This window comes from Verrucomicrobium sp., assembly GCA_028283855.1.
Lineage (GTDB): Bacteria > Verrucomicrobiota > Verrucomicrobiia > Methylacidiphilales > GAS474 > GAS474.
Genome location: JAPWJX010000003.1, coordinates 406,078 through 432,345 on the forward strand (window position 1 = coordinate 406,078; position 26,268 = coordinate 432,345).

General features: G+C 65.9%; 2 protein-coding genes (1 of these 2 only partly in view). Both read right to left on the minus strand.

Features of this window, described 5'->3' with window-relative positions; all coding sequences use genetic code 11:
- Complete coding sequence (locus PW734_03270) at positions 1–6,414, minus strand: hypothetical protein (protein ID MDE1170219.1); 6,414 nt, start codon at positions 6,412–6,414, stop codon at positions 1–3.
- Positions 6,411–26,268, minus strand: the 3' portion of a protein-coding gene (locus tag PW734_03275) for a hypothetical protein (protein MDE1170220.1). It continues 1,061 nt past the right edge of the window; only the last 19,858 of its 20,919 coding nucleotides appear in the window; its start codon lies beyond the right edge, outside the window — the gene reads right to left on this strand; its stop codon occupies positions 6,411–6,413. The genes PW734_03270 and PW734_03275 overlap by 4 nt, the downstream gene beginning before the upstream one ends.

A 26,268-nucleotide genomic window follows, 5' to 3' on the forward strand; every position in this document is an offset into this window, starting at 1 on the left:
TCAATACACGATGCGGAGGCCGCCCGTGATGCTCTGGGCGCTGTAGTTGGCCTGGCCGATCTGGGCGTCGTAGCGCAGGAAGAGGAGGGAGCCGCTGTTGAGGATGGCGCTGACGCCGCCGCCCAGCACCGCCGCGTCGCGCGGCAGGCCGCTGGCGTTGATGACGAAGGTGCCGGTGCCCGGCGTGACGAAGGCCTCGCCGATGGTCTGCGTGGTATCGAGGTTCTCGTGCTCCCAGGAAACGTCGACCTCCGGCCGGATGACGACGCGGCGCCAGGTGGTGTGGAAGTCGTAGCTGACGCGGGCGCCCAGGCTGGAGATGAGGGAGTCGACGCTCTGCCTGCCCACGGCCAGGTTGTTCAATCCCGCGCCGGTCTCCTGGTAGGAATCGATGTTCATGTGGGCGTATTGCAGGCCCACCACGGGGCCATAGGTCAGGTTGCCCGCGTGGAACTTGTAGCCGGTGTCGAACGCGCCGCCGTATTGGCTGCCGTCCGGCTTGCCGTTGGCGGCCACGCCGCCGGCATTCGGGATGGCGCGGATGGAGCTGCCGACGCTCCAGCCGTAGTAGGCGCGGCCGTTCACATACCAATCGCCCTTGCTGTAGCTGCCGTAAGGGCCGAAGCGGTAGTCGCTCACCTTCAGGCGGCTGCCGTATTCGTCCAGGTTCGCCGTCGTGCGGCCGTAGCCGCCCAGGAGACCAACGGTCCATTCCTTGCTCAGCCGGTAATCGGTGCCGATGTTGAAGTCGACGGTGGTGGAGTCGACCGCCGCCTGGTTGGCCGTCGCCCCCTGGCTGGCCAGGATGGCGTTGCCGGTGATGAAGGTGCCCCAGCGCCGCAGGATCGGGTCCTCGCCGCTGATCTGGTCCGGCGTGTCGCTCATCGTCGCCTCCTCCATCTGCATGGCGGGGTTGAAGGCGTAGAGCTGGCCGGAGACCTGGGAGAGCGTCGGGTCGTCGGCGGAGACCAGGCTCATGCCGCTCCAATCCATGCCGCCGGTGAATCCGCTGCGGATCATTTCCAGCCGGTTGTCGAGGAGGACCCCCTCGAAGGCCAGGTCGGTCAGCACATTGCGGTTGAGGGTGTTGACCATCGTCTGGAGCTGCGGGTTGTTCCCCAGGTTGCCGGAGGTGGACTGGAGGGTGATGTCCGAGGTGACGCCGGTGAAGTTCTCATAGGTGTAGGTGACGCCGCCGATGGTGATGGTGCCGCCGGTGGGGTGCTCGGTCAGATACTTCTCCGCCACCGTCGCGTCCGCGGCGTATTGGCTGGGGACGGTCAGGTTCAGGTGCAGGTAGGAAGACCCCGCCTCCTGGCCGCCGGAGAGGGAGGCGTTGCCGTTGATGACGCCGCTGACGGTGGGGAAGTTGTAGAGGGTCACGTTGACCACCGTGTTCTGCGCGCCGCCCGCCGCGATGGATGTGGAACCGGTGGGCACGACGACGTTGCCGCCGTTGTAGATGTTCACCGCGCCGGTAGAGCTGCCGTAGATGCCGTAAAGGTCGCCCGTGCCGGAGAGCGTGATGTCGGCCATGTTGTTGATGTTGACCGTGCCCCCGTTGGCCGAGGCGGCGTAGAGGCCGTACGTCGTGCCGCCGCGGCCATAAACATTCAGGCTGTTCAGGTTGACCAGGCTGATCGCGCCGCTCAGGGAGGTGGCGGAAACGCCGTACACCGTGCCCCCGTTCGTCTCCCCGTCGTGGCCGATGGTGAGAACGCCGCTGTTGGTGACCGCCACGTCGCCCGATCCTCCGTTCTGCGCGTCGATGCCGTAGACCGCCACGGCGGCCACGCCCGTGTCGTCGACGTTCACGGCCGCGGTATTGGCCACCCTCACCAGGGCGCTGCCCGCGGTGCTGGACGCCCGGATGGCCGTCGCGCCGCCGCCGGTGCCGGTGACCGTGATGGCCCCGTCGTTGCTCACGCCCGTCTCGCCCGCGCCGCCGTTCCGCACATCCAGGCCGATGGCTTGATTGGTCGTGCCCGCCTGGCTGGCCACGAAGACCGCGCCGCCATTGTTGACGGAAACAGTCCCGTTCCCGTAGGCGAAGAGGCCGGTGCTGGTCTGGCCGGAAATGGCATTGCTCGCCGTGCCCAGGGAGCCCGTGTTGACCACGCTTACGGAAGCTCCCGCCGCGGAGGAGTTGACCCCGATCGCGTAGGCGGCGCCGTTGGTGGAGATGGCCTGGATGGTTCCGCCGTTGGCCACGGAAACCGTGCCGGAGGAGGCGCTGGAAACGTCGATGCCCGCCGCCGCACCCGTGCCGCCCGCCGTCGCGGAAAGGACGGCCGCGTTCGTCACGTTGACCGCGCCCGAGCCGCCGGAGAGGGAAGCCTGCAAGGCCGCCGCGTTTGTCGTGCCGGAAGTCGCCGCGACCTGCTGGCTGTTCAAAATCGTGGCGGAAGCGCCCGCGCTCGCGGCGCGGATGCCAACCGCCGCGCCGCCGTTGGTGTCCAGGGCGGTGACCGCGGCGGCGTTGCTCACCGTGAGGGAGCCGGAGGCTCCCCCGATGAGCTGCATGGCCACCGCCCCGCCGCCCCCGCCGCTGACGGTGAGAGCGCCGTTATTGAGCACCACGCCGGCTCCCCCGCCGCTGTTGGTGGAGGTGATGCCCACCGCCGCCCCTCCGGTCGTGCTGATGGAGAAGGAGGCCTCGTTATCGACCGTCGAGTTGCCCGCCGTGGCGTTGGCGGAAATGCCGGTGGCCCCCACGCCTCCGCCGCTGAGGGAGAGAGTCCCTTGGTTGAGCACGTAGAGGCCGCCCGTGCCGCCGTTCTGCGCGTCGATGCCCAGGAGGCTTACCCCGGTGATGCTAAGGGTTCCCGTGTTGCTGACGACCACCGCGCCGGAGCCTCCGCCGCCATGGGCGGTGATGCCGGTGGCGTTGTACGCGTTCCCAGAGGTGATCGAGCCGCTGTTGGTGACCGCCACGCCCCCGTCGCCCGCGTTGAAGGCGTCGATGCCTTGAACCGTCCAGCCCAGGGCGCCGTCGAAGGAGATCGAGCCGCTGTTGCGGACGATCACCCCGCCGGCGGCGCCGGTCTGCAGCTCGTTGGCGAAAATCCCGTAGCTGTAGTTGCCCGTCGTGATGCTGATGCCGCCGGCGTTGACGATGCTGATGCCGCCCGACCCCGCATTGGAGGCGTCGATGCCGTAATTGAATCCGCTGTCGAGGGAGACGATGGAAAGCGTCCCGCTGTTGGTGACGGCGACCGCGCCCGTCGCAGCGGCGTTAGTGTTCTGCGCCAAAATTCCCTGGCCGCCGTATCCGAAGCCGCTGGCCTCCACATCGGAAACCTGGACGCGGACGGCGCCGGTGTTGTCCACCTCCACCGCGCCGGTGCCGCCGTTGACCGCCACCAGGCCCAAGGCGTTGGCGTTGATCAGGCCCTGCTGGATGGCGGTAACCGTGCCCGCGTTGCTCACCCAGACAGCACCCGCGCCGCCGCCGTAGGCGGAGATGCCGGTCAAGTTCCCCGGGTCGACGCCCGCCACGTTTGTGGCCGTGACCGCGCCGCTGTTGACGACGGCGGCGCCGCCCGTCCCCGCGTTGGAAACCTGGATGCCGTAGCCCGCCGCCGTCGCGTTGGTTTCCAGGACGGTGATGCTGTTGCCGTTGGTGAAGACGATGCCGTTGGTGTTGGCCGCGTTGCTCTGGACGATCTTCACGCCCGTGGCCCCGCCGCCCGCGCCGTCCCCGCTGATGGCCACGATGTCGGCGGCGTTCGTGACGTAGGCCGCGCCGGTGCCTGCCGTCTCCGCGTCAATGCCGACCACCGCGCCGCCGTTGGTATCCATGGCCACCACCGCGCTCAGGTTGGTCACCGTGACCTGGCCGCCCGCGCCGGTATAGCTGTCGACGCCCCGGATGCCGTAGGCCCCCAGGCCGCTGCCCAGCGCGGTGACGGTGTTGGTGTTGTAAATGTTGATCCCGCCCGCGCCGGTCGTCTCGGAGACGATGCCCATGGAGATGCCCGTCGGGTCGTCGGCCACGACCACGCCGGTGTTGGTGATGTTCACCGGGTTCACCCCGGAGACGTAGATGCCGTAGGTGTTCGTCCCGTTGATGGTGATCGCCCCGCTGTTCGTGATGCCGGAAGCGTCCGCCCCCGCCACGTAGATGCCGTAGGCGCCGGTGCCGGTGGCGTCGATGTTGCCGGTGTTGCGGATGTTGACCACGCCGTTGGCGTAGATGGCGATGCCCATCGCCCCGTCGGCCGCGCCGGAGGCGTCGATGTTGCCGCTGTTGACCAGACTGACGACACCCGTCCCCATGTTGGTGATGACGACGCCCGCCACCAGCCCGCCGCTGTCCGCCACGCTGATGTCTCCGGTGTTCGTCAGGACGATGGAGGCCGTGCTGGCGCCATTGGTGTTCTGCAGCTGGATGCCGACGGCGCCCGCGCCCCCGCCGGTCACGGAAATGCCCGCCCCGTTGGTGACCACGATGTTGCCGCCGCCCGCCGTGTCCGCCGTGGAGAGGAAGATGCCGTAGGAGACGTTGGTGCTGCCCGCGCCGCCCGCCACGTAGATGGTGCCCTGGTTGTTGAGGGAGATGGCCCCGTTGCCCATGGCGTAGATGCCCGCCGCCCCGTTGCCGGAAATGGCGTCGGCGGCCGTCCCCAAGGTGCCGCTATTATAAAGGTTGATGGCGCCCTTGCCCGCGTTGGCGGCGTAGATGGCATAGGCGCCGCCGCTTCCCAGGCTGTCGGCCTGGATCGCCGCCGTGTTGCTGATGGTGATCGCGTTGGTCGCCGCCGCGCCGGAAATGACCCCGTAGACGCCGTAGACGTTGCCCGTTCCGGCGCCCACGGCGGTAATGGCGTGGCTGTTCACCACGTTCACCGCGCCGCTGGCATTCACCACGTTGATCGCCGCCGCGCCGCCCGCCTGGTTCGTAACGACCACGGAGCCGCTATTGTTGACGATCGTGCTGCCGGTTCCGGAATTCACGACCGTGACGCCGTAGGCCGTGAGGGCGTTGCCGTTCATATTCGTCAGGGTGCCGGAGTTGACCACCTGAACGCCGCCCGTGCCGCTATTGGTCGCCGCGATGAGGGCCGTGCCGCCACCGCCGCCGATCACGGAAATCGTTCCGGAATTTCTGACCGTCGAGGCTCCGCTCCCGCCGACGTTCAGGGCCGTGATGCCGTAGCCGCCGCCGCCGATCACGCCGCCGCCGTAGGAAATCACCTGCATAAGGCCGTCATTATTCACCGTGACGCCGCCGCCCCCGAGGTTTTGCGCGAAGACGAGGCCGTAATCGTAATTGGTGAAGACGCCGGTGGCCGTGTTGGAAATGGTGATCGCCCCGCCGCTTCCCGTTTCCTGGGCGTATACGTTGTAGCCGCTGTAGGAATAGAGCCAGAGAGAGCCGCTATTGAGCAAGTCGATGCTGCCCGCCGAGCTGATGGAAATATTGTCCGAACCGGCCCCGGTCGAGGCGATACCGCTAGTCATGACCATAGCGCCGCTGTTTGTCACCCGCACGCCGCCGGTGCCGCCGTTGACCGCCCGGAGGTTATAGGAGGCTCCCGCGCTCGTGCTCAGAGAGGTATAGTCGGTGAGCGTGCCGCTATTGCTGAAAGAAATGGCCCCCGCACCGCCGCCGTTATAGGCGTAGATGTCCGTTAGATTTCCACTGGCGACACCCGAGGTGTTAATATTGGTCAAGGCGATGGTGGCGGTGTTCGTGACGCTTACTCCGCCGCTTCCCGCGGTGGAAAGATAGAGGCCGTAGCCGGTCGAACTGGCGTTCGTTTCCACCACCGAGATGGCGCTGTTGTTCTGGAAGGAGATGGCGTTGGTATTCGCTCCGTTGGAAAGGACCTCGCGGATGGCGGTGCTGCCGCCCAGGCTGTTGGTGCCCGAAGTGGCGGCGACGACGGAGATGGGATTGGTGTTCACCACGCTGACCGCCCCGAGGCCGTCGTTCTGCGCGCTGATCGCCGTCACGCCCGCAGAGGGATTCGAGCCCGCGCCGCTGAGGTAAGTGACCAGCGTCCCGTAATTGGTAACCGTGACGGCCTGCGTGGAGGCCACGGCCGACTCTTGGGCTTGGATGCCGTAGCCGCCGCTCACCGTGATCGCGCCGGTGTTCAGCACATTGACTCCGCCGGTCCCCGCGTTGATCGCGCTGATGCCGTAGTCGGCCAAGGACCCGCCCACAACGGTATTTGTTCCGGAATTAGTCACCTGGATGGATCCCGTCCCCAAGGCGGCGTAAGCGGTGATGCCGTAGGCCGCAGTGCCGCCCGATCCGGTGCTCATATTCCCGGTGTTTAGAATGGTGATTCCTCCGTCTGCATTGGAGGCCTGGACGCTGATTCCCCAGCCGTCGTGAGAAGAAATGGAGCCCGCGTTGGTGACCGTGATGGCGCCCGTGCCGTTGGAGGCGTTTTGGTCAATCACCTCGAATGCCGATCCCGGATCAGGGCAACGACTCCGGTATTGGTCACGGCCACGTCGCCGCCCCCCGCATGCCGCACCAGGATGCCCGCCTCGTTTTGCAGAATCTGATTGGTCGTTCCGGTGGCCGATATGTTGAGGGTTATCGTTCCCCCGTTGCTCACGTTCCAGGCGCCCGTCGCCGCGGCGGAGTTGCTGCCGACCAGCGACAGGCCGTAGCTCGACCAGGTGACCGCGTTCGTGCTGAGAGCGTCCAGATTGGAGATGGAGATCGTCCCGGCGTTGACCAGGCTGGAGCCGCCGGAGCCGTTGTTCGTCATGTTCACCCCGTAGAGGGCGCCGGTCGCGTTCGTGCTGACGATGGAGAGGGTGTTGCCCGCCGTGTTGGTGAACGCCAGCTGGTTGGTATTGGCCAAGTTCGATTGGACGATCTGCACCGCGGTGCCGGACGCCGCAGTGGTGGCAAGGGCATTGCTCACGTTGATCGAAATGTTCGTGGTGCTGACGGACACGCCTCCGGTGCCGGATTGTTCCGCGTCGATGCCGACAAACTGCCCGGCGGTGCCGCCACTGAATACGATAAGCCCCGTGTTCGAGACGGAGAGAGCGCCGCTGCCCAAGCTCTGGGCATAAATACCCGCCGTTCCCATAACCGCGCCGCCGGAGAAGGTGCCGCTGATCGCTCCGGTATTGACCACTTGGACACCGCCCGATCCGGCGTTTTCCGCGTCGATAAACGTGGCGGAATAAGGGGAGGATTGAGCGTAAAGACCCGTGTTACCCGCCCTGTTTGCCCCGGAAGCGGTGATGCTTCCGGTATTGCTGACGGAGACGAGACCCGTGGTGCCCGTCGCCGCTTCAAACGCGAGAATGCCGATTACCCCTTCCACATACAGGCCGGACATCGACGCCGTGTTCGTCACGGCAACGCCGCCACGCCCAATATTCTTGGCGATGATGCCGGAGCTGACCATGTTATCCCCCCCGCTAAACGTCAGCGTGCCGCTGTTGCCGACGGAAACCAAACCTGTGGAAAGGGTGTTGAGGTTTTGCGCAAGGATGTCGACCGTCCGGTCCGTCCAGTCGGCAAATCCGCTGATCGTGGCGGTCAGCGCGGCGCTATTCGTCACCGTCACCGCGCCCGTGCCGCTGTTCTCCGCATAGAGGGCGTAGATGATTTGCGGGCTCAGATTGCCCGCGTAAATGCTCTTGGTGGCGGCCGCCGTCACCGCGCCGCCGTTGCTGATGGAAACCGAGCCCGTGCCGCTGCCGTTTCGCGCATAGAGGCCGTAGATCGTGTCGCCCGCGTTCGGCAGAGTGGTGACGATGTTGCTGACCAACACCGTGCCGGTGTTGGTCAGCAGCGTCCCGCCGCTTCCCGCGTTTGTCAGCTGAATGCCGTAGGCGGTCCCCGCGCCGCTGTACTGCGTCACGGTGACGGGGGAGCCGATCGTCAACGCCAGCGTGTTGGTGTTCAGGGCGTTGCTCTGCGCCAGCTTGATGCCGGTCGCGGAGGCTCCCCCCGTCGCCGCCAGACCCGCCGTCGCGGCGTAGGAGGTCGCCGCCGTGGTCACCAGGCTGACGGAGCCGAGGCCCGCCGTCTCGATGTCGACCGCCGTGGCCGACGGGCCGTTGGTGCCGTAGGCGGAGACATTCGCCAGATTGGTCACCGTTACGGAGCCGGTGGAGGCGCTGCCGGTGTTCAGGGCGTTGATGCCGATAACGGCGCCGCCCGTGCCCGTTCCCAACCCTTGTTCCGTGATCGCGCCGGTATTGGAAACCCAGACACCGCCCGCGCCCGCATTCTCCGCGTCGATGCCAACATCGCTCGGGTTGAAGACGGAGGAGCTCAGGGCACCGCTATTGGTCACCGCCACCAGGCCAGTCGTTCCGGTGCCGGTCGCCTTGGCCAGGATATTGGTGAACGAATAGGCTTCCTGGCCGCTAATGCCTCCGCTGTTAAAGACCGTTACGCCGCCCGTTCCCGTCGTCTGCGCGCTGATGCCGCCGCCGTAGTAGGCGTTGCCGGGGCTGAGAGTCGCCGTGTTGCTGACGAAGACGGTGTTCGTATTCGCCGCGTTGGTGATGAGGGCCGTGATGTTCCACCTTCCAGCATTCAGGGCGGCGGTATTCGTCACCGTCAAGGCGCCCAGACCGGCGTTGCGGGCATCGATCGACACGGTGTCCTCTCCGGCCGCCCCCGGATTGATCGTGATGACGCCGCTGTTCAGGACCGTCACCGCGTCGGTCCCCGCGACGTTCGTATTCCAGGCCAGAATACCCCGGCTGCTCGCGCCGCCGCTGTTGCCCGCCACCGTGATCGTGCCCGCATTCGTGACGTTCAGCGCGCCGCCGGAAACCGTGTCCGCCGCCATCGCATAGATGCCGTAGGCGCCGATGGCGCTGGCGCCGTTGCTGGAAACCACGTTGATCTGGCTGCCCGCCGTCGTCTGGATGGTGACGGCGCCTTGGCCGCTGGCCGAAATGCCGTAGGCGCCGTAGCCGAAGATCGCGTTGGCCGCCGTGCCGATGGAGCCCGTGTTCACGATCGATATCGCGCCGACGCCGCTCATCGCATCGATGCCGTAGTCCAAAACCACGGGCGCCAGGCTGTAAATCAAACCGTTATTCGTCACGGAAACGCCGCCCGTGCCGCTGTTGGTCGCCGCAATGCTCTTTAGGTAGGAGGTGCTGCCCAGCCCGGTCAGCTGGTTGACCATCGTTCCGCTGTTGTTGACGGACACCAGGCCGTTGGATCCGGTCAGCGAGCTGACGGCGTACATGCCGTTGCCGCGGTTGTAGATGGTGCTGGAATTGCTCAGCGTCACGCTGCCCGCGCCGGTTTCGAACGCGCCGATACGGGCCTCGTCGGTCCCGTTGTAGCCGCTGTTCAGAGTGCCGCTGTTGGTGACGAAAATATTGCCCGTGCTGTAGACCAGGATGTCGTTGTGCCGGTTGCCGATCGTTCCAGTGTTCGTCACGTTGACCGCCACGCTGGCCACCGTATTGCTGATCCACATCATGACTCCCTGGCCGCCGTCGAAGTTGCCCTGATTGGTCACATTGATGTTGCCGGTGCCGCTGGTGTTAAGGATCGTCAGGCCGACGACATTGTTGGTGATTTGACCGGCGGCCGTGTTGAGGAAGGTCACGCCGCCGCTGCCGTTATTCTGGAGATAAATGCCGTATCCCCCGGAATTCAACCCCGCGGAATTTTCAATCGACCCCGCGTTCGTCACGCTCACCGCGCCCGTGCTGTTCGTATTGGCGTTCACAGCGTAGATTCCGTTGACGACGCTGTAGATAGACGTCGCTTCCGATATGGCCCCGGAATTGTAGATCGAGATCCCGCCCAAGCCCGCGTTTTGCGCGGCGATGGCCGTGACGTTTCCGTAGGCCTGCATGGCGATCGCCCCGGTGTTGTAGATATTGATCGAGTTGGTCGAATTGGTTCCTGCAATCGACGCCTGGAGGCCAATGCTTCCGCTGCTGGCGCCGATGGCGCCGATGGCCAGCGCGCCGGTGTTGCTGATCGTGACCGCTCCCGTGCCGCTGGCGGCCACGATGCCGTAGGCCGATCCGGTCAAGCTGCTGACGGAAAGGGCGGCGCCATTGCTGACCGTGACCGCTCCGGAGCCGTAAATCCCGTTGGTACCCATGGCCGTGGCTAGAATGGCCGCCATGGAAGCCGTCGCATTCGTGTCGGTGATCCGGGCCCCGTTGGAGACAGTGATGCTGCCGTTTCCGGTGGAGAGCCCCTGGACGAAGATGCCGCTGGCCCCGCCGCCGCTCACGTCGATGGCGGCCGTGTTGGTGGTGGTGACCGTCTGGTTTCCGTCGGTGGCGTTGTAGATCGCCCCGTTTTGCGGGCCGGTGGGAGCGCCCGTCACCGTCGCCGTGCCGATCAGGGAAATGTTCGTCGTGCTGCCGTCGGCCGCGCCGCGCAGCGCGTCGATCGATCCGGAGGTGGTGATGTTGATCGTCGCCCCCGCGCCGTTGGCCACGATCTCGGGATCCGACCCGGTTGTGCTGGACCAGTCCGAGTCGCCGAAGTGGTAGGTCACGCCGGTGAAGTCCTGGTAGACGTAGGTGTTCGTCCCGATGACCAGGGTGCCCGCGTTTTGGTGGGCGTTGATGTAGGTGATCGCCGCGGCGATGTCGGAGGCGCTCAGCCCCGTCAGGTTGATGTGCAGGTAGGAGTCGGTCGGCGTGGAGCTGGTGAAGTTGCCGTCGATGATGCCGGTGATCGACATGGGGACGCCGGCCAGCGTGACGCTGACCGCCGTGTCCGCCGAGCCGCCGACCGCGATCGCGTAGCCGCTGGCACCGGCGTCGATGTCGCTGCTCACCACCACGGTGATCGCCCCGGTGGAGCTGGCGTAGATGCCGTAGTTTTTGCCGCTGCCGGACCCGCTCGCCGTGATGCTGCCGGAGGTCAGGACGGTGACCGCGTCGCCGCTGTCCGAAACCGCGTAGATGCCATAGTTGTTCCCGCTGCCGCTGCCCGTGGCGGTGATCGCCGCCGCGTTGGAAACGGAGACGCTGCCGCCGACGTTATGAGCCACGATGCCGCTGGCGCTGCCGCCGTTGGTATCGGACACGCTCAGGACGCCGCTGTTGTTCACGAAGACCTGGCCGTTTGTGCCCGCGTTGCTGTCCAAGGCGTAGATACCGTAGCCATTCCCGCCGTCGCCGATGGCGGTGATCGTATTCGTGTTCAGCACCGTGACGCCGCCCGTTCCCGCCGTCTCCGCGTCGATGCCGTAGGCCGCCGCGCCCGGATCGAGGGCCTGGATCGCCCCGTAATTGACCACCGTGAGGGCGCCGGTGGCGGCGCTGCTGCTTTGGATCGCCCGCAAGCCGTAGGCGCCGATGCCCCGAGCGGTCAGTGCGCCGCTGTTATAGACGGCGAGCCCGTTGGTGCCGGAGCTTTCCACATCGATCGCGTAGGCGGCGCCGGAGGCGGCGCTGGCATTCACCTGGGCGGCGTTGCTCACCGTCGCCAGATCCCCGGCGTTGGTCGCGTAGATGCCGTAGGCGATCCCGCCGTTGGCGGTGGCCGTGATCGTTCCCGCCGCCTGGTTTTCGACATCGACCCCGCCCGATCCCAAATTCGCCGCATACAAACCGTAATTCGTGCTGCCCGAAAGGGTTTGAACCGCCCCGGAATTGGTGATGGAAACCAGGCCCGTGCCGCCGGTCGCGGCGTTCTGCGCCTGGATGCCCCAGGTCACGGAAGGCGAATCGGTGACGGAAATCGACCCGCTGTTGCTCACCGTCACGGCTCCCGCGCCGGTCCCGATGGCGCTTAAACCCAGGGCGCCGGCCCGCCCCGTCACGGTGATGGAGCCCGCGTTGGCCAGCACCGCGCCGCCGCTGCCGCCGCTGAGGCTCACGCCATACGCGGCATCGCCGGTCGAGGTGATGCCCCCCGTATTATAAACGTTCACGCCGCCGCTGCCGCTATTGACGGTGGCGATGCCGAAGGAGTTGTTCGTTCCCGTCGTCACCGCGGAAATGCCGCCCGCGTTGCTCACCGTCACCGCGCCGCTCCCGCTTTCCGTGGCGGAGATGCCGGTGACGTTTCCACCCGTCGTCGTGCTGGCGACATTGGTAATGGCGATCGTTCCTCCGTTGCTTACGAGGATTCCGCCCGACCCGGCGCTGCTGGCGACAATGCCGTAACCGGCGATCGTCCCGTTCGTCTCCAGGACGGAAAGCGTGGTCCCCGCCGCGTTGGTGAAGGCCAACTGGTTCGTGTTGGATGCGCTGGACTGGATCAGCTGGATCGCCGTGGCGGAATTCGTGTTAACGCCGTTGCCGGTGGCCGAAATGGCGAGGTTCGCCGTGTTGGTCAGAACGGTTCGACCCAGTCCGGAATTTTCCACGTCGATGGAATAGACCCGGCCCGCGTTGATGCCGGAAACCTGCACGGACCCGGTATTGGAAACGGTGACGTCGCCCGTGGCCGCCGTGTTCGTCTCCTGAACCTGGATGCCCATGCCGTGCGCCAGGATGGCGCCCGTGTTGAGGACGGTGGCCGCGTTGGTGCCGCCACTTATGATTTGGATGCCGCGGCCGGTGTCCGTGTTGAAATTCGTAAGGGAGCCGGAATTGACGACGGTAACCGCGCCGCCCGTGACGCCCTGGTTCACCACGATGGCGCTGGTCGCGGCCCGGATGGTCCCCTCGTTGCTCACCGTCACCAAGCCCGCTCCGATGCCCTGGGCGGTGATGCCGGCGCCGACAAAGGTGGCTGTGTAGAGATTGCCCGCGGCCTGGTTGTCGATTAGGAGGTCGTTGGCCGCGCTCGCCAGGATCGCGTTGCCGGTGCCGTTGTTGCTTATCGAGCCGGCGTTGAGAATGGTGGTCGTTCCCGAGGTGCCGGTGCCCGCCACCGCCAAGCCGGTGCCGCCGGAAACGGTGACCGTCGCGCCCGCCTGATTGACCACGCTGATGCCATTGCCGCCGGAGGCGATATTGACGCCGTAAACGCTCCCGCCGCTGGAAACGTTGACCGAGCCCGTATTGGTCATGGTGACGGCGCCCGGGCCGGAGTTATTCAGATACACGCCCATCAAGGCCGCGTTTCCGCCGACGTTGGCGACGGTGACCGCGCCGGTGTTGACCGCGCTGATCCCGGCGGAGCCGGAGTTGACCATGGAGAGGCCGTAGCTTGTGCCGGTCGTGTTTGTTTCCAGGACGGTGATCGTGGCCGTGTTGGAGAAGGCCAGCTGGTTCGTGTTGGTTCCTGCCAGCTGCTGCAGCCGGACACCCCACGCCGCGGCGTTGTCGCCCGCGGTCCCGGACAAGACGACGGAGACGTTCGTCGTGACGACGGTCACCGCGCCCAGCCCGCCCATCAGCACGTCGACACCGACGGCGGAGCCGATGGCGGCGTTGGTCGTCACCAGATTGGCCACGGAAACCGTGCCCAGATTGCTCACCGTAATCGCGCCGGTCGTCCCGGAAACGCCGCTCACGTTGATGCCTTTGCTCGTGCTGCCAAGGGTGGAGGTGAGACCCCCCAAATTCGTCACCGTGACGGCGGCCGTGTTGCTGAGCCAAACGCCGCCCGTGCCCGCGTTGGTCGCCAGGATGCCGGAGCCGGTGTTCGTCGCCGCCGCATTCAAGACGTTGATGGCGCCGGTGTTCGTCACGCTGAGCAGCCCCGTGCTGCCGGTGCCGTTCTCCGCGGCGACGAGGCCGCTCAGGGACCCGTAGAGATTCGTGTTATTGCTGACCCCCGCCGCGGAGGCGTAGGGGTTGCTGACGGAAAGCGCGCCGCTGTTCAGGACGTTTACCGCGCCGGTTCCGGCGTTTTCCGCGTCGATCGCCGCCCCTGGGCTTAGGCTGGAAAGGGCGATCGTGTTCGTGTTCAGGACGGTGACCGCGCCCGCCCCGGCGTTCACGGCGTAGATGCCGTAGCTGGAGGCGGCTCCTCCCGCGCTGGTGGTAACGAGCGCGCCGTAGTTCGTGATGGCGATCGGCGCGCCGCCGCTGCTCGCGTAGATCGAGCTGTATCCAATCGTGTTCAGCGCCCCGGTATTCAAAATGGAAACGCCCGCGCCCGCCGCCGAGGTGCCCGCCTCGCTCACCCGGATGCCGTAGGCCGCGTTGCTGATCGCGCCGGTGTTGGTGATGTCGACCAGCGCCGTCGCGGCGGCGTTGCCTTCCGTCACAAAAATGCCGCCACGGTTGATGGATGCGCTTCCCCCCATGTTCCCGGAGTTGAAAACGCGGATGGCGCTATTGGCGGAATTGGTGATCTGGATGCCGCTGCCGCTCACCACCGTCGAGGCGATGGCGCCGGTGTTGGAAACCGTGAGCGCGCCGCTGTTGCTCCCCCCGTAAACCATGACGCCGGTCCCGTTCCCCGCCAGGGTCAGGGTGCCCGCGTTGCTGACGTTCACCGTCCCGCTTCCGGCATTCGTCACCATGATGGCGGGGAGCTGCAGGGTCGTATAGACCTGGGTGGAGGTCACCGTGATCGCCCCCGTGTTGAGAACGTCGACTCCGCCGCCGCCCAGATTGGCCGCCACGATCCCGCCCTGCAGGGTGAAGTTCCCCACCGGATTGGTCATGGAAAGAGACAGCGCGCCGCTGTTCGTGACGCTGACCAGGCCGCTGGCCCCCCCGTTGCTGGAGACGGCCAACAAGGCGGCCACCGGATAGAGGGCCGGGGTCGAGGTGGAAACGCCCTGTCCGCCGGTGACGCTGACATTGGTCGTATTGACCAACTTCACCGCACCCGTCCCGGCGGTTTCCGCGTCGATGCCGACCGCCGCGCCGATTTGGACGTTCGTCGCCGTCACCTGGTTATAGACACTGACCACGCCCGTGTTGCTCACCGTCACCGCGCCATTGCCGGTGTTGGTGGCATAGAGGCCATAGAGGGAGGCATTCGTGGCCGTCGTCCCCACGATGTTCGTGGCCGTGACGGTTCCTCCGTTGCTCAGGCTGATTCCCGCCGTGCCCGCGTTGGCCAGGTAGACGCCGTAGCCCGCGGTGGTGCTATTCGTCTCCAGAATGGAAAGCGTGCGCCCCACCGTGTTCGTAAAGGCCAGCTGGTTGGTATTGGCGGCGTTGCTTTGCACCATTTTGACCGCCGTGCCGGACCCCGCGTTGGTTCCGTTTCCGGAGACCACGATGGAGATGTTGGTGGTCACCACCGTCACCGCGCCCGTGCCGGAGCTTTCCGCGTCGATACCGATGGAATCGCCCGTCCCACCGTTGGAGATGCCAATGTTCAGCGCCCCCAGGTTGCTCACCGCCACGCCGCCGCTGGACGTGCCCAAAGCCTGGATGCCGATCTGCGCCCCGCCCCCGTTGGCGTTCATCTGCAGGGAGGATCCCGCCAGCGTGTTTACCGTCACCGCGCCGCTGCCGGTGCCCCGCGCGTAAATGCCGGTGCCGGTGCCGTAGGACGTGCTGGTGATGGAGCCGGTGTTGGACACCGCCACCCCGCCGCTCCCGGAGCTTTCCGCATCGATGCCCATGGTGGTGTAGTTGCCCTGCAGGTTGATCGTGCCCGCATTGCTGACGAAGACGGCGCTGTTGGTCGCCGCGTTCGTTTCCACCGCGATGATGCCGCTGACATAATAGCCGTTGGTGCCGATCAGGGACGCCCCCGCGCCGTTGACCACGGAAATCCCGCCCGAACCCAAATTCTGCGCCCACATGAGCTGCGCGGCCCAAAAGCTGTTCATCGTCACGTTGCCCGCATTCGTTATCGTCACCGCGCCGGTGGAAGCAGTGTTGCTTTCCGCGGCATAGATGCCTTTAGGATAGGTGACGGATACGGTGATGTTCCCGCTGTTGTAGGCGGAGACACCGCCCAGGCCCATGTTGATCAGCGAGATGCCGGAAGCGGGCGCGCCCCCCGCCGCGACAATCGTGCCCGTGTTGGTGGCCGTTAACAGGCCTGTGCTGGCGGCGTTTCCAATGTAGCCCGCCAGGCCCGCGCCGTTACCGAGGCTGGTGAGATTCCCCCCTCCGGTGACGCGGATCGTGCCGTCGTTGATCAGCGTCACGCTCCCCGTGCCGTAGCTTTCCCCGTATAATCCAAGACCGATCAGGCTCCCCACGGCGGCGGAGGAATAGGAGGTCACCGTGCCGCTGTTGCTCAGGAAGACCGCTCCGGCTCCGCTGCCGCTACTGGCATACATGCCGGAGAGGGTGGTGGTATTCGTGCCGATGGTGCCGATATTTGTGGTCAATACGGATCCGGCGTTGACCAGGCTGATGCCGCCCGAGCCCGCGTTGGTCGCGTAGACGCCGTAGCTCGCCGCCGTCGCATTGGTCTCCAGGACGGAAAGGGTCGTCCCCGCCGTGTTGGTGAAAGCCAACCGGTTCGTGTTGGCCGCGTTGGATTGCGCCAGCCGCACCGCCGTGCCGGAGGCGGCATACCCATTGGTCGTGTTGAAGGCGTACATGGTCACGTTGGTGGTCACGACGCTGACCGTCCCCAAGCCCGCGGTGCTGGCGTCGATGCCGATGGCCGCGGTGGCCCACCCGCCCGCGTCCGCGATGGTCAGGACGCCCGCATTGGAAACCACGACCGATCCGGTCGAGTTGGTGGCGCTGTTGTAAGCCCGGATGCCGGTGACCGCGTCGTTGAAATAGGAGGCGTCGTTGATCGTCAGGGAGCTGCCGGCCAGCGTCACCACGCTGACGCCGCCGGTCCCCGCGTTCCCCGCCGCGATGCCCATGGAGGGACTGGTGGTGTTGCGGACCGCCACGGTGATCGACCCTCCGTTGGTCACCGCGACCAGCCCGGTGGCGCCGGTGTTGCTGTTGAGGGCCACGATGCCGTAGCCCCCCTCGCTGTTGACGGAGATCGAGCCGTCGTTCCGCACGGAGACCGCGCCGGTCCCCGCCGTCTCCGCGTCGATGCCGTAGAGGGTCCCGTGACCGATGGAGACAAGGGAAACCGGACCGCTGTTGTAAACCTGTATGGCACTGGCATTCGTCGCCGCATTGATCAGCGCGCGGATGCCATAGGCGTCGCTGCTATAAACATTCGGCGTCATTTGGATCGCGCCCGTGTTGCTCACCGTCACCCCGCCACCCCCGGAGTTCTGGGCCGTAATGCCCGCATCCATCGTATTCAAAAAGGCGCCCGACGCCTGGCTCATGGCGACGGAGATCGTCCCCCCGTTGCTGACAAAAATACTTCCGGCGCCGCCATTGGTCGCATAGAGGCCGCCGAGGAAACCGGCATTGATATTAGTCCCCCCCACGCTGACATTGGTCACGGCGATCGTCCCGGCATTAACCAGGCTCATCCCGCCGGAACCCGCATTGGTCGCGTAAACGCCGTAGCCGGCAAGAGTCCCGTTGGTCTCCAGGACGGAAATCGTCGTCCCCGCCGCGTTCGTGAAGGCCAGCTGGTTGGCGTTGGCCGCATTGGTTTGCCAAATTGCCAGGCCGACGGCGGAGTCCAGGTTGATGGCCAGATTATTCATGGCCACGGAGATGTTTCCGGTCGCGACGGTCGTCACGCCCGTGCCTGCATTCACCACCTGGATGCCGTAGGCGCTGCCCCCGTTGTCGAAGACGGAGGTGGCTCCCATGTTGCTGACCGTCACCGCACCGCCCGCGCCGTAGGCGTAGATACCGTAGGCCGTGCCGGTGCCGCTATTGGTGACGGAGATGGAAGAGCCGGTCTGCCCCGCCACCAGAACTCCGCCATCGCCCCAGTTCTCCACATCCAGGCCGGTGGCCGAGGTGATGTTTTGCCCGCCCCAGTAACTGGCGTCGGTGTTGCTTCCTCCCTGCACCACGACGGACCCCGCATTGGTGACGCTGACCAGGCCGGTGGCGCCCGTCCTGAAATTATAGGCCAGGCCGCCCAACGCGGCCGATCCCGTCTCGATGACGCTTAGGACGCCGGAGTTGACCAGCGTCGTCGTTCCGCCCTGGGCGCCGCGAGCCAGAATGCCGGTGCTGCCGCTGCTGCCGGACAACATATTCGTCCCGCTGTTGAGAACGTAGACGCCCCCCGTACCGTAGTTGGTCGCCACGATATTGTTGCCCGTGCTCTGGGAAATCGTCCCGGCGTTGGTGACGGAAAGCAGCCCGGTGGTGCCGGTGGAGGAATCGACGATCGAAATTGCCGTGCCGGCTCCGGCATTGGTCATCGTCCCCGTGTTGCTGAAGGTGATCGCCCCCGAGCCGGAATTTGCCACGCTGAGGCCCAGGGAAGAGAAGGCGATCGTTCCCTCATTCCCGCCCAGGAAGGCGGACGATCCGCTCATATTGAAGCGGGCTCCGGTACCGGCGCTGATCACGCCGCCGCCTTGGTTGTCGAAGGTGACATTCACCGTGCTGTCCATCGAGATGCCGGCTCCGATGGCGTCGGTGATCGTGCCCGCGTTCGTGACGCTGGCCGTTCCGGACGCCCCCGAATCGCTTAGATACATTCCCTGGCCGCCAAGGGCGGTGATCGTGGCCCCCGCCCCGTTATAGGCCGCCATGCCGCCCGTTCCGGAGACGATAACGTTAAAGCCGCTGCTGCCGCCCTGGGCGTAAATCGAGCCGAGGTTGCTCACCGTGGCCAGGCCGTTGGTCGTAACCAGCTGCATGCCCGTCACCACGCCGCTGGTGCCGATCACGTTCACGCCGCCATTGTTGACGATGGTCCCGGCGGCCGATCCCGCGCTCATCGCCGAAATGCCGGTGAAGGCGCCGGCGGATCCGCCGGTCACCGTCACCGTGCCGTTATTCGTCACGGTTCCGCTCCCTCCCGAGGAGGCCGAAAGAATGCCGGTGATCGAGCCGCCGGTCTGGTTCGTCAGCGACAAGGCGCCGTCATTCACCACGGCGACGGCGCCGCCGCCCTGCGCGCTGATGCCATAGACGGTGTTGCCTCCCGTGCTGGAGACCGTCATCGCGCCCGCGTTGCTCACCGTCACCGCGCCGGTGCCCGCCGTGCCGTTCGTATTCGCCGCCGCCGCCCAGATGCCGAAGGCGGTCGCCCCCACGTTCGTCGCCGTGATCGCGGCGCCGTTGGAGATAAAGATCGCCCCATTGCCAGTCGCCAGGCCGGTCACCTTGATGCCGCCGCCCGCCCCGCCGCTGGCGTCGATCGCCGCCGTTCCCGCCGTCGTGACGGTCACTCCGGAATCGCTCGCGTTATAGATCGCCGCGTTGGCCGTGCCGGAAGCCGGGCTCCCCGTGACCACGGCGGTGCCGGTCAGGCTGATGTTCGTCGTGCTGCCGTCGCCCGCCCCACGGACCATGTCGATCGCGCCGTTGGTCGTCAGATTCGTCGTCACTCCCGCGCCGTTGGTCACCACGGACGGCACGTAGCCGGTGGAATTCGACCAATCGCTCAGGCCGAAGCTGTAGGTGACGCCGGTGAAGTCCTGATAGACGTAGGTGTTCGTCCCAATGACCAGCGTGCCCGAGTTTTGATTGGCGGTCAGATAGCTGATCACGGCGGCCCGCTCCGTCGGCGTGAGTCCGGTCAGGTTGATGTTCAGGTAGGAGTTGGAGGGCGTGGAACTGCTGAAGTTGCCGTCGATGATGCCGGTGATAGTCATCGGCGCCCCAGCCAGCGTGACGCTCACCGCGGTGCTCGCGGAACCGCCCACCGCAATCGCGTAGCCGCTGGCGCCCGCGTCGATATTCCCCGTCACCACCACGGTGACCGCGCCGGTCGAGCTGGCATAGATGCCGTAGTTGGTCCCGCCGCCGGAGCCGGAAGTGGTGATCGAGCCGCTGTGGACCACCGTCACCGCGTCACCGCTGGAGGAGACCGCATAGACGCCGTAATTGGCCCCCGCGCCGGAGCCGGTGGAGGTCACGGTGGCCGCATTCGTCACCACCACCGCGCCGCCGGCATTCTGGGCGAAGACGCCGTAGGCCGCGCCGCCGTTGGTGTCGCTGGCGGCGAGGGAGCCGAGGTTGGTCACCGCCACCGGCGCGCCCGCATTGGTATTGCTGGCCGAGGCGTAAATTCCATAGCCGTTCCCGCCGTCGCCGATGGCGGTGATCGAATTGGTGCTGAGCACCGTGACACCGCCGGTGCCCGCCGTCTCCGCGTCGATGCCATAGGCCGTGGCCCCGGGATCGAGGGCCTGGATCACGCCGTAATTGGTCACGGAGACGCCGTTCGTGGCGGCGGCATTCGTCAGCCACGCCTTGATGCCGTAGGCCCCCGCGCCTTCCGCGGTGATCGCGCCGTCGTTCACCACCGCCACCGCGCCGGTTCCGGCGCTCTCCGCGTCGATGCCGGTGGCCGTGCCGCCGTTGGTTTCGGAGACGGAAATCGTCCCCGTGTTGCTCACCGCCATGGCGCCGGCGGACGAGGCGTTCGTATTCAGAGCCTGGATGCCGTAGGCCCCCGCCCCGTCGCCGACGGAGACAAGGGAGCCCGCGTTGGAAATTACCAGCTCCCCGTCGCCGCCGATCACGCCGTGCAGCGCCGCGGCGGCGCCCCAGCCGGAGGCCACTTGGATCGTTCCCGTTGCCGTGTTCGTCAGGAAAACCCCTCCCGTGCCGCCGCTTTCCGCGTCGATGCCCCACCCCTGGCCGCCGACGACGGTGATCGTCCCGCCGTTGGTCACCACGGCCGCACCGCTGCCGCTGTCGGCCAGGGCCATGATTCCCTGCGCGCCTCCATCTCCATACCAGCCCAGGACGGACAGCGTGCCTTGATTGTCGACCGCCACGCCGCCGCCGCCCGCGTTCTCCGCATAAATGCCCCGGTAATCCAAGACGGTGATGTCGCCCGCGTTGCTGACGCTCATCAGGCCGGTGGAGGCATTCGTATTGTGATTGATCGCGATAATGCCGTAATTATTGTTGGCGTTGTCGTAGATGCTGGCGCCCGCCGCGTTAACGACGGAGACGCCGCCCAAGCCGTATTGATCGACCGTGATTCCCCGGCTCTCGCCATTAGTCACCGCGATCGAGCCGCCGTTGAAAATCTCCACCGCGCTCGTGGAAGCCGCATTGCTATTGATGACCTGAACGCCCGCGGCAAAAAGGCCTGTCCCGCTCGGCTGTCCGACCGTGACGCTTCCCGTGTTGCTCACCGTCACCGCTCCCGTCCCGGCGTTCGTCGCCGCGATGCCCAGGACCGATCCGCCGCCGGAGGCGTCGACCACCCCGCTGTTGCTTACCGTGAGCGCCCCGGCGGAAGAGCCGCTGGCAATCGCCGCGCTGATTCCGTAGGCCGTGTTGCTGGTGGAGGAAACGGAATTCGTCCCCGTGTTGACCACCGTAAGGTCGGCCCCGCCCACCGCATCGACACCGTAAACCGCGCCGACGGCGGAAACGCCGATCGTCCCGTCGTTCGTCATTTCCACCGTTCCGCTGCCGCTGCTGGCATACACGCCGTAGGCGGAGCTGCCGGAGCCGGTGTTCGTCGCGCTCAGCGTGCCGCTGTTGTAAATTCGCGTGGCGCCCACGCCGGAGCCGTAGATCTCCCCATCCACCGCCGTGGCGAAGGAGCCCCCCGCGCCCAGCGCCTCAATGGTGCCCGTGTTGGAAATGATCACGTCCCCCGTTCCTCCATAAAGATAAACGCCGACGCCGTGCGTCTGGTTCGACGCCAGACTGTCCACCGAAATCGTTCCTTCATTGAGAAGCGTCTGCGTGCCACCCACTGCATTCGCCATCTGCACTCCCAGGACGGCGCCCGTGCCGTTCCCCTGCTCCATGATGAGGGAGCCCTGGTTATCGAACGTTGCGGCCGCCCCGCTCCGGATATAAACGCCGAAGTCATAGGCCGCGTCGGAGGCATACAGGGGGTTGGCGGCCGTGCCCAGGCTGCCCGTGTTAATCACCGTGGTGACCCCGCCCCCGGTGCTGTTCACCTGGATGGCGCTATTGTTAAAGGCCGTGGAGGAACCCGTGTTAGACGTGAGAATCGTGCCCGCGTTCAGCACGTTGACCGCCGCCGCCGCGGTTTCCGTAATATTGATCCCCAGGGTGGCCGCACTGCCCGACGACGACGACGCGATTTGGGCGCCCGCCTCGTTCGTGACGTCGATCGTTCCGCCCCCCGTCGCCGCGATGCCGTAGGCGCCTCCATTGGTCGCGGCCACGGAGATCGTACCGGCATTATCGGCCGTCAAACCTCCGGTGCCTTGATGGACTAAAGAGATGCCGCTGGCCGCCCCGCCGTTGGTGTCGGAAACCGTGATCGAGCCCACGTTGCTCGCCGTCAGGACATCGCTGTCGGCCGTATTGCTGATCCACGCCTGGATGCCCTGGGCCCCTCCGCCGCTGGAAAGAATGGAGATCGTCCCCTCGTTGAGCAGATGGACCGCGCCGGTGCCCGTCAGAGTCGCCCCAATGCCCCAGGCCGGGAATGCCGCCAGGGCCGCCGTTTGAATGGAGCCCGTGGCGCTGTTCGTCACGGAGATGCCGCCACTGCCGCCGTTGCGCGCGTCGATCGCTTCGCCATAATCGTTGGTGACCGTAATGGAACCGTCATTGAGGACGGAGACCAAGCCCGCCCCGCCGCTGCCGTAAGCGCGGATGCCGAAGCCGCCCACGCCGTCGATCGGGCCCGACGCGGAAAGAACGCCCAGGTTGGAAACCGTCACGCCGTTGCCGCCCAGATTCTGCGCGTTGATGCCAAGATACTCGGCGTCGACCGTCCCCCGATTGACGACGCTCACCAGGCCGTTTGCCGCGCCTGTGTTGGAGCTGATCGCGGTCATGCCGTAAGCCTGCGTCCCCCGCACATCGATCAGCGCCCCCGTCTCGTTGACAACGGTCACCACTCCCAGGCCGCTTTGAAGCGCCGAGATGCCCCGCCCGAGGTTGGAATTGGAAACCGTCACCGAGCCCGTGTTCGTCACGGACACCGCGTCACTCCCCGAGGCGCTCGTGTTGCGCACCGCGATGCCGTAGGTGGTCGCATTGGCGCCCACGACCACGATGATCCCCGCATTGTTCATCTGCATGGTGCCGCCCGCCAGGGTGTCCGTTGTCGCCGCATAGACGCCATAGGCGGTGCCGCTCAGGCTTTGCACGTAAATCTCGCCGCCGGAAACATTCTCCACCAGCACGGCACCCGCACCCCAGGCATAGACGCCGTAGGGCTGGTTGCCGGTAAGGGCGTTGGCTGCCGTGCCGATCCGCCCGCTATTATTTATCGTGATAGTGCCGCCGGCGTTCACGTCTATGCCGGCGGGTGCGCCGCCGTTGGTCGCCATGATCATCAACGTGCCGGTGTTCGTCGCCACGATATTCTTGGACGTGATCGCGTAAAAGCCTTCCGCTCCCCCGCTGTTGGCCGATTCGACAGAGATATTGCCGCTGTTGCTCAAGAAAACATCGGAGGCCGTCCCCGGCATCACCTTGATGCCGACCGCTTCCGCGACGCCGCCGCCATAGACCGTGATCGTCCCGCTATTCGTCGCCGTGACGCCGCCGGTCCCCAAATTGTGAATCCACATGCCGTTGGCCTCGTCGCCGGAAAAATTCGTCGCGGAAACCGTGCCTGAATTATAAACCTCAAACGCGCCGGATCCTCCCCCGTCCTGCGCTACCAACCCGTCGTCAAAAACATTGGTGCCGGAAACCGTAATGTGTCCCGCATTGCTAAGAACCACGGTTCCGTCGCCGCTCGATACCGCCTGGATTCCGTAATAGCCTCCGCCGTTGCCCTGGGAAAGAATCACGCCGGAAGACGTATTAAGCGCCTGGATGAAAGCCCCGTCGCCGCCTGAAGCATAAATGCCCCAGCCGTTGTTGCCCGAGGTGGAGACGGTGATGGTGCCGCTGTTCGTCTCGTTCACCGACCCCATGGCGGACTTTCCCGAGATGCCCGCCGCATTTCCCCCCAGCGCGACGACGGTCACCGCGTTCGTGTTCAAAATGTCGGCTCCCCCCATCACGCTGCTGGCAAAGACCCCGTAAACCCCGTTGACCATGTTCGTGCCCTGGGCCGTCACGGAGACCGTGCCGTAATTGGTGAGCGTCACGTCCGACTCGGCCGCCCCTCCATCTTGCGCCGCGTAGACGCCCACGGCCCCCTGGGCGGAGGAGGAGGAACTCACCGCGCTGATCGTGCCGGTGTTCAGGAAATCGATTTCCGACCCCGTGGCGTCTCCGGCGTTGCCCAGGTTAACGCCCACACCCTGCCCGTTTCCGATGTTCGTGGCCCCGATCGTCCCCGTGTTCGTCACCGTGACGGGCGCGGACGGATCGGTAAAGTGGTTGATCGCGTAGATGCCCGTCGCGTTATTGTTCATGCCGATGACGGTGATCGTCCCGTTGTTCTGCACGGCCAGCGTTCCGCCCCATACGTCGTTGATCTCGGCGTCGATGCCCGTCGCGTAGGAAGCGTTGGTCGACAGGGCCGTCAGCGCGCCGTCGTTCGTCACCGACACGCCCGCGCCGCTTCCGCTCATGATCGCCCGGATCGCAAAGGCCGAGCCGGAAGAAGACGATGAATCATTGATCGCCGTGATGCTGCCGGCGTTCTCGATTTGGATCACGCCCGTGACGTAGGGGTTTTCCGAAATGAGGACATCGATGCCCAGGGCCCCGACGGTGCTCGTCGAGGAGGTGTTCCTGGCGAGGATGGTTCCCGTGGCGGCGTTGGTAACATTCGCCTCCGCGGCGCTGACGGCCACAATGCCGCTGGCAGCGCCGCCGCCGGTCGCCACGGCCGTCACCGCGCCCGCGTTGGTCGCCACCGCCCCGCTGGAGCTCTGGTTGTTCCCCACCCAGATGCCAACCACGTCGCCCGTGCCGGTGGAAGTGGCGTTGACCGAGGCGCCTGCGGCGTTCACCGCCAGGGCCTCCTGCCCATCGGCATCGTTTTCCACCGAGATGCCGCTGACCCCCGCCGTGTTGATGCCGCCATAGGCGTTGCCCAGCTGGCCGGTGGGGCTGAAGCTGGAGTCCAAGATGTCGTAAAACGTGTTGGGCCCGCTCCCCGTGACGGAAATCGTGCCGGTGTTGGTCGCCGCCACCAGGCTGCCCTGGAAGGAATACCCCTGCTGGGGCGCGGCCATGAAGATGCCGGCGCTTGCATCCGCGGTGCTCGCCACGGAAATACTGCCTTGATTGCGCACGATCAGGGTGCCCGTGTCGCTGCCCGCCGTGCCGTCATAGTTGACGGCAACGATACCGAACAAACCGGCGGAGATCGTTCCCGCGTTGGTAACCGTCGCAATGCCCGTTCCGGAAGATTGCACGTTGATGCCCGCGTAATTGGTCGCCGTGATGGTGCCGCTATTGTAAAGCGTGGCGATGTTGAACGTGGAAACCTGGATGCCGGAGCCCGCCTCAATCAGCCCGCTGTTCGTGGCCGTGACGGTCGTTCCGGTAAGGGCCACGGCCCCCCCCTGGGCATAGAGGCTCCCCGCGTTATTCAAAACCACCGCGCCGCCATTGAGGTTGATCGCGGCGGACGTGCCGTAGATCGTTCCGCCGACGGCGTTTTCGACATACGCCCCGGCCGCGCCGCTCCCGCTGAGGCCAATGTTCAACACGCCGGAACTCATTTCGGCAGCGCTTCCGATCGCGCCGGTATTCGTAAAGAAAACGCTCCCCGTGCGGGCGGTGAGCCAAGCCCCGACGGAGCTGTTCGTCCCGCCCACGAAATTGGGAACCAGGATCGTCCCCGTGTTCAGCATCGAGACGTCGCCCTGGCCCTGGTTATTCGCGCGGAAGGCGATCGCCCCGAGGGACGGTCCCTGGGTGGAGGCGCTCACCGTCCCGGTGTTCGTGATGTCGATCGAGCCGGAGGCGTTGGTGTTGGAAATGTAGGCGTTGACGCCGACGGCGCCCGCGTTGTTCGTCGTGCGCGTGTTGGACGCGGCGATGGAGCCGTCGTTCACCACCTGGATCGCGCCGCTGGCGTTCGTCAGGTCGATCCCCGCGGCCTGGCCCGCGCCCGCCGAAACCGCCGTGATGGAATCGCCATTCCACACGGAAACCGCGGCCGCGCTATCCCCCGTCGCGTAGATGCCCCACGCGGCGGCGCCCCCCGTGGCGGTAATCGCCCCGTCGTTGACAATGGTCGTCCCCCCCGTATGGCCTATCGCCTGGATTCCATAACTTCTGTTCGCCCCGATCCCGGAGATCGAGCCCGTGTTCGACACCAGCAAGGCTCCTCCTGCTTGAGCCGAGATCCCAGAGATACCCCCCCCCACCGCATTGGAGACGGTGATGTCTCCCGCATTGCTGACAAAGACGCTCCCCGTCCCCAGGTTGGCCGCGCTGATCGCGGCAGTAGCATCATTAGCGCCCAACCCGGTCGCCCCGATCGCGGCGGTATTGGTGATCGTGATGGCGCCCGTCGTGTTCGTGTTCCAGGACACCACGCGGATCGCCTCGACCCCGGAAACGTTGTAGGCAACGCCCGTGGCGGTGATCGCCCCG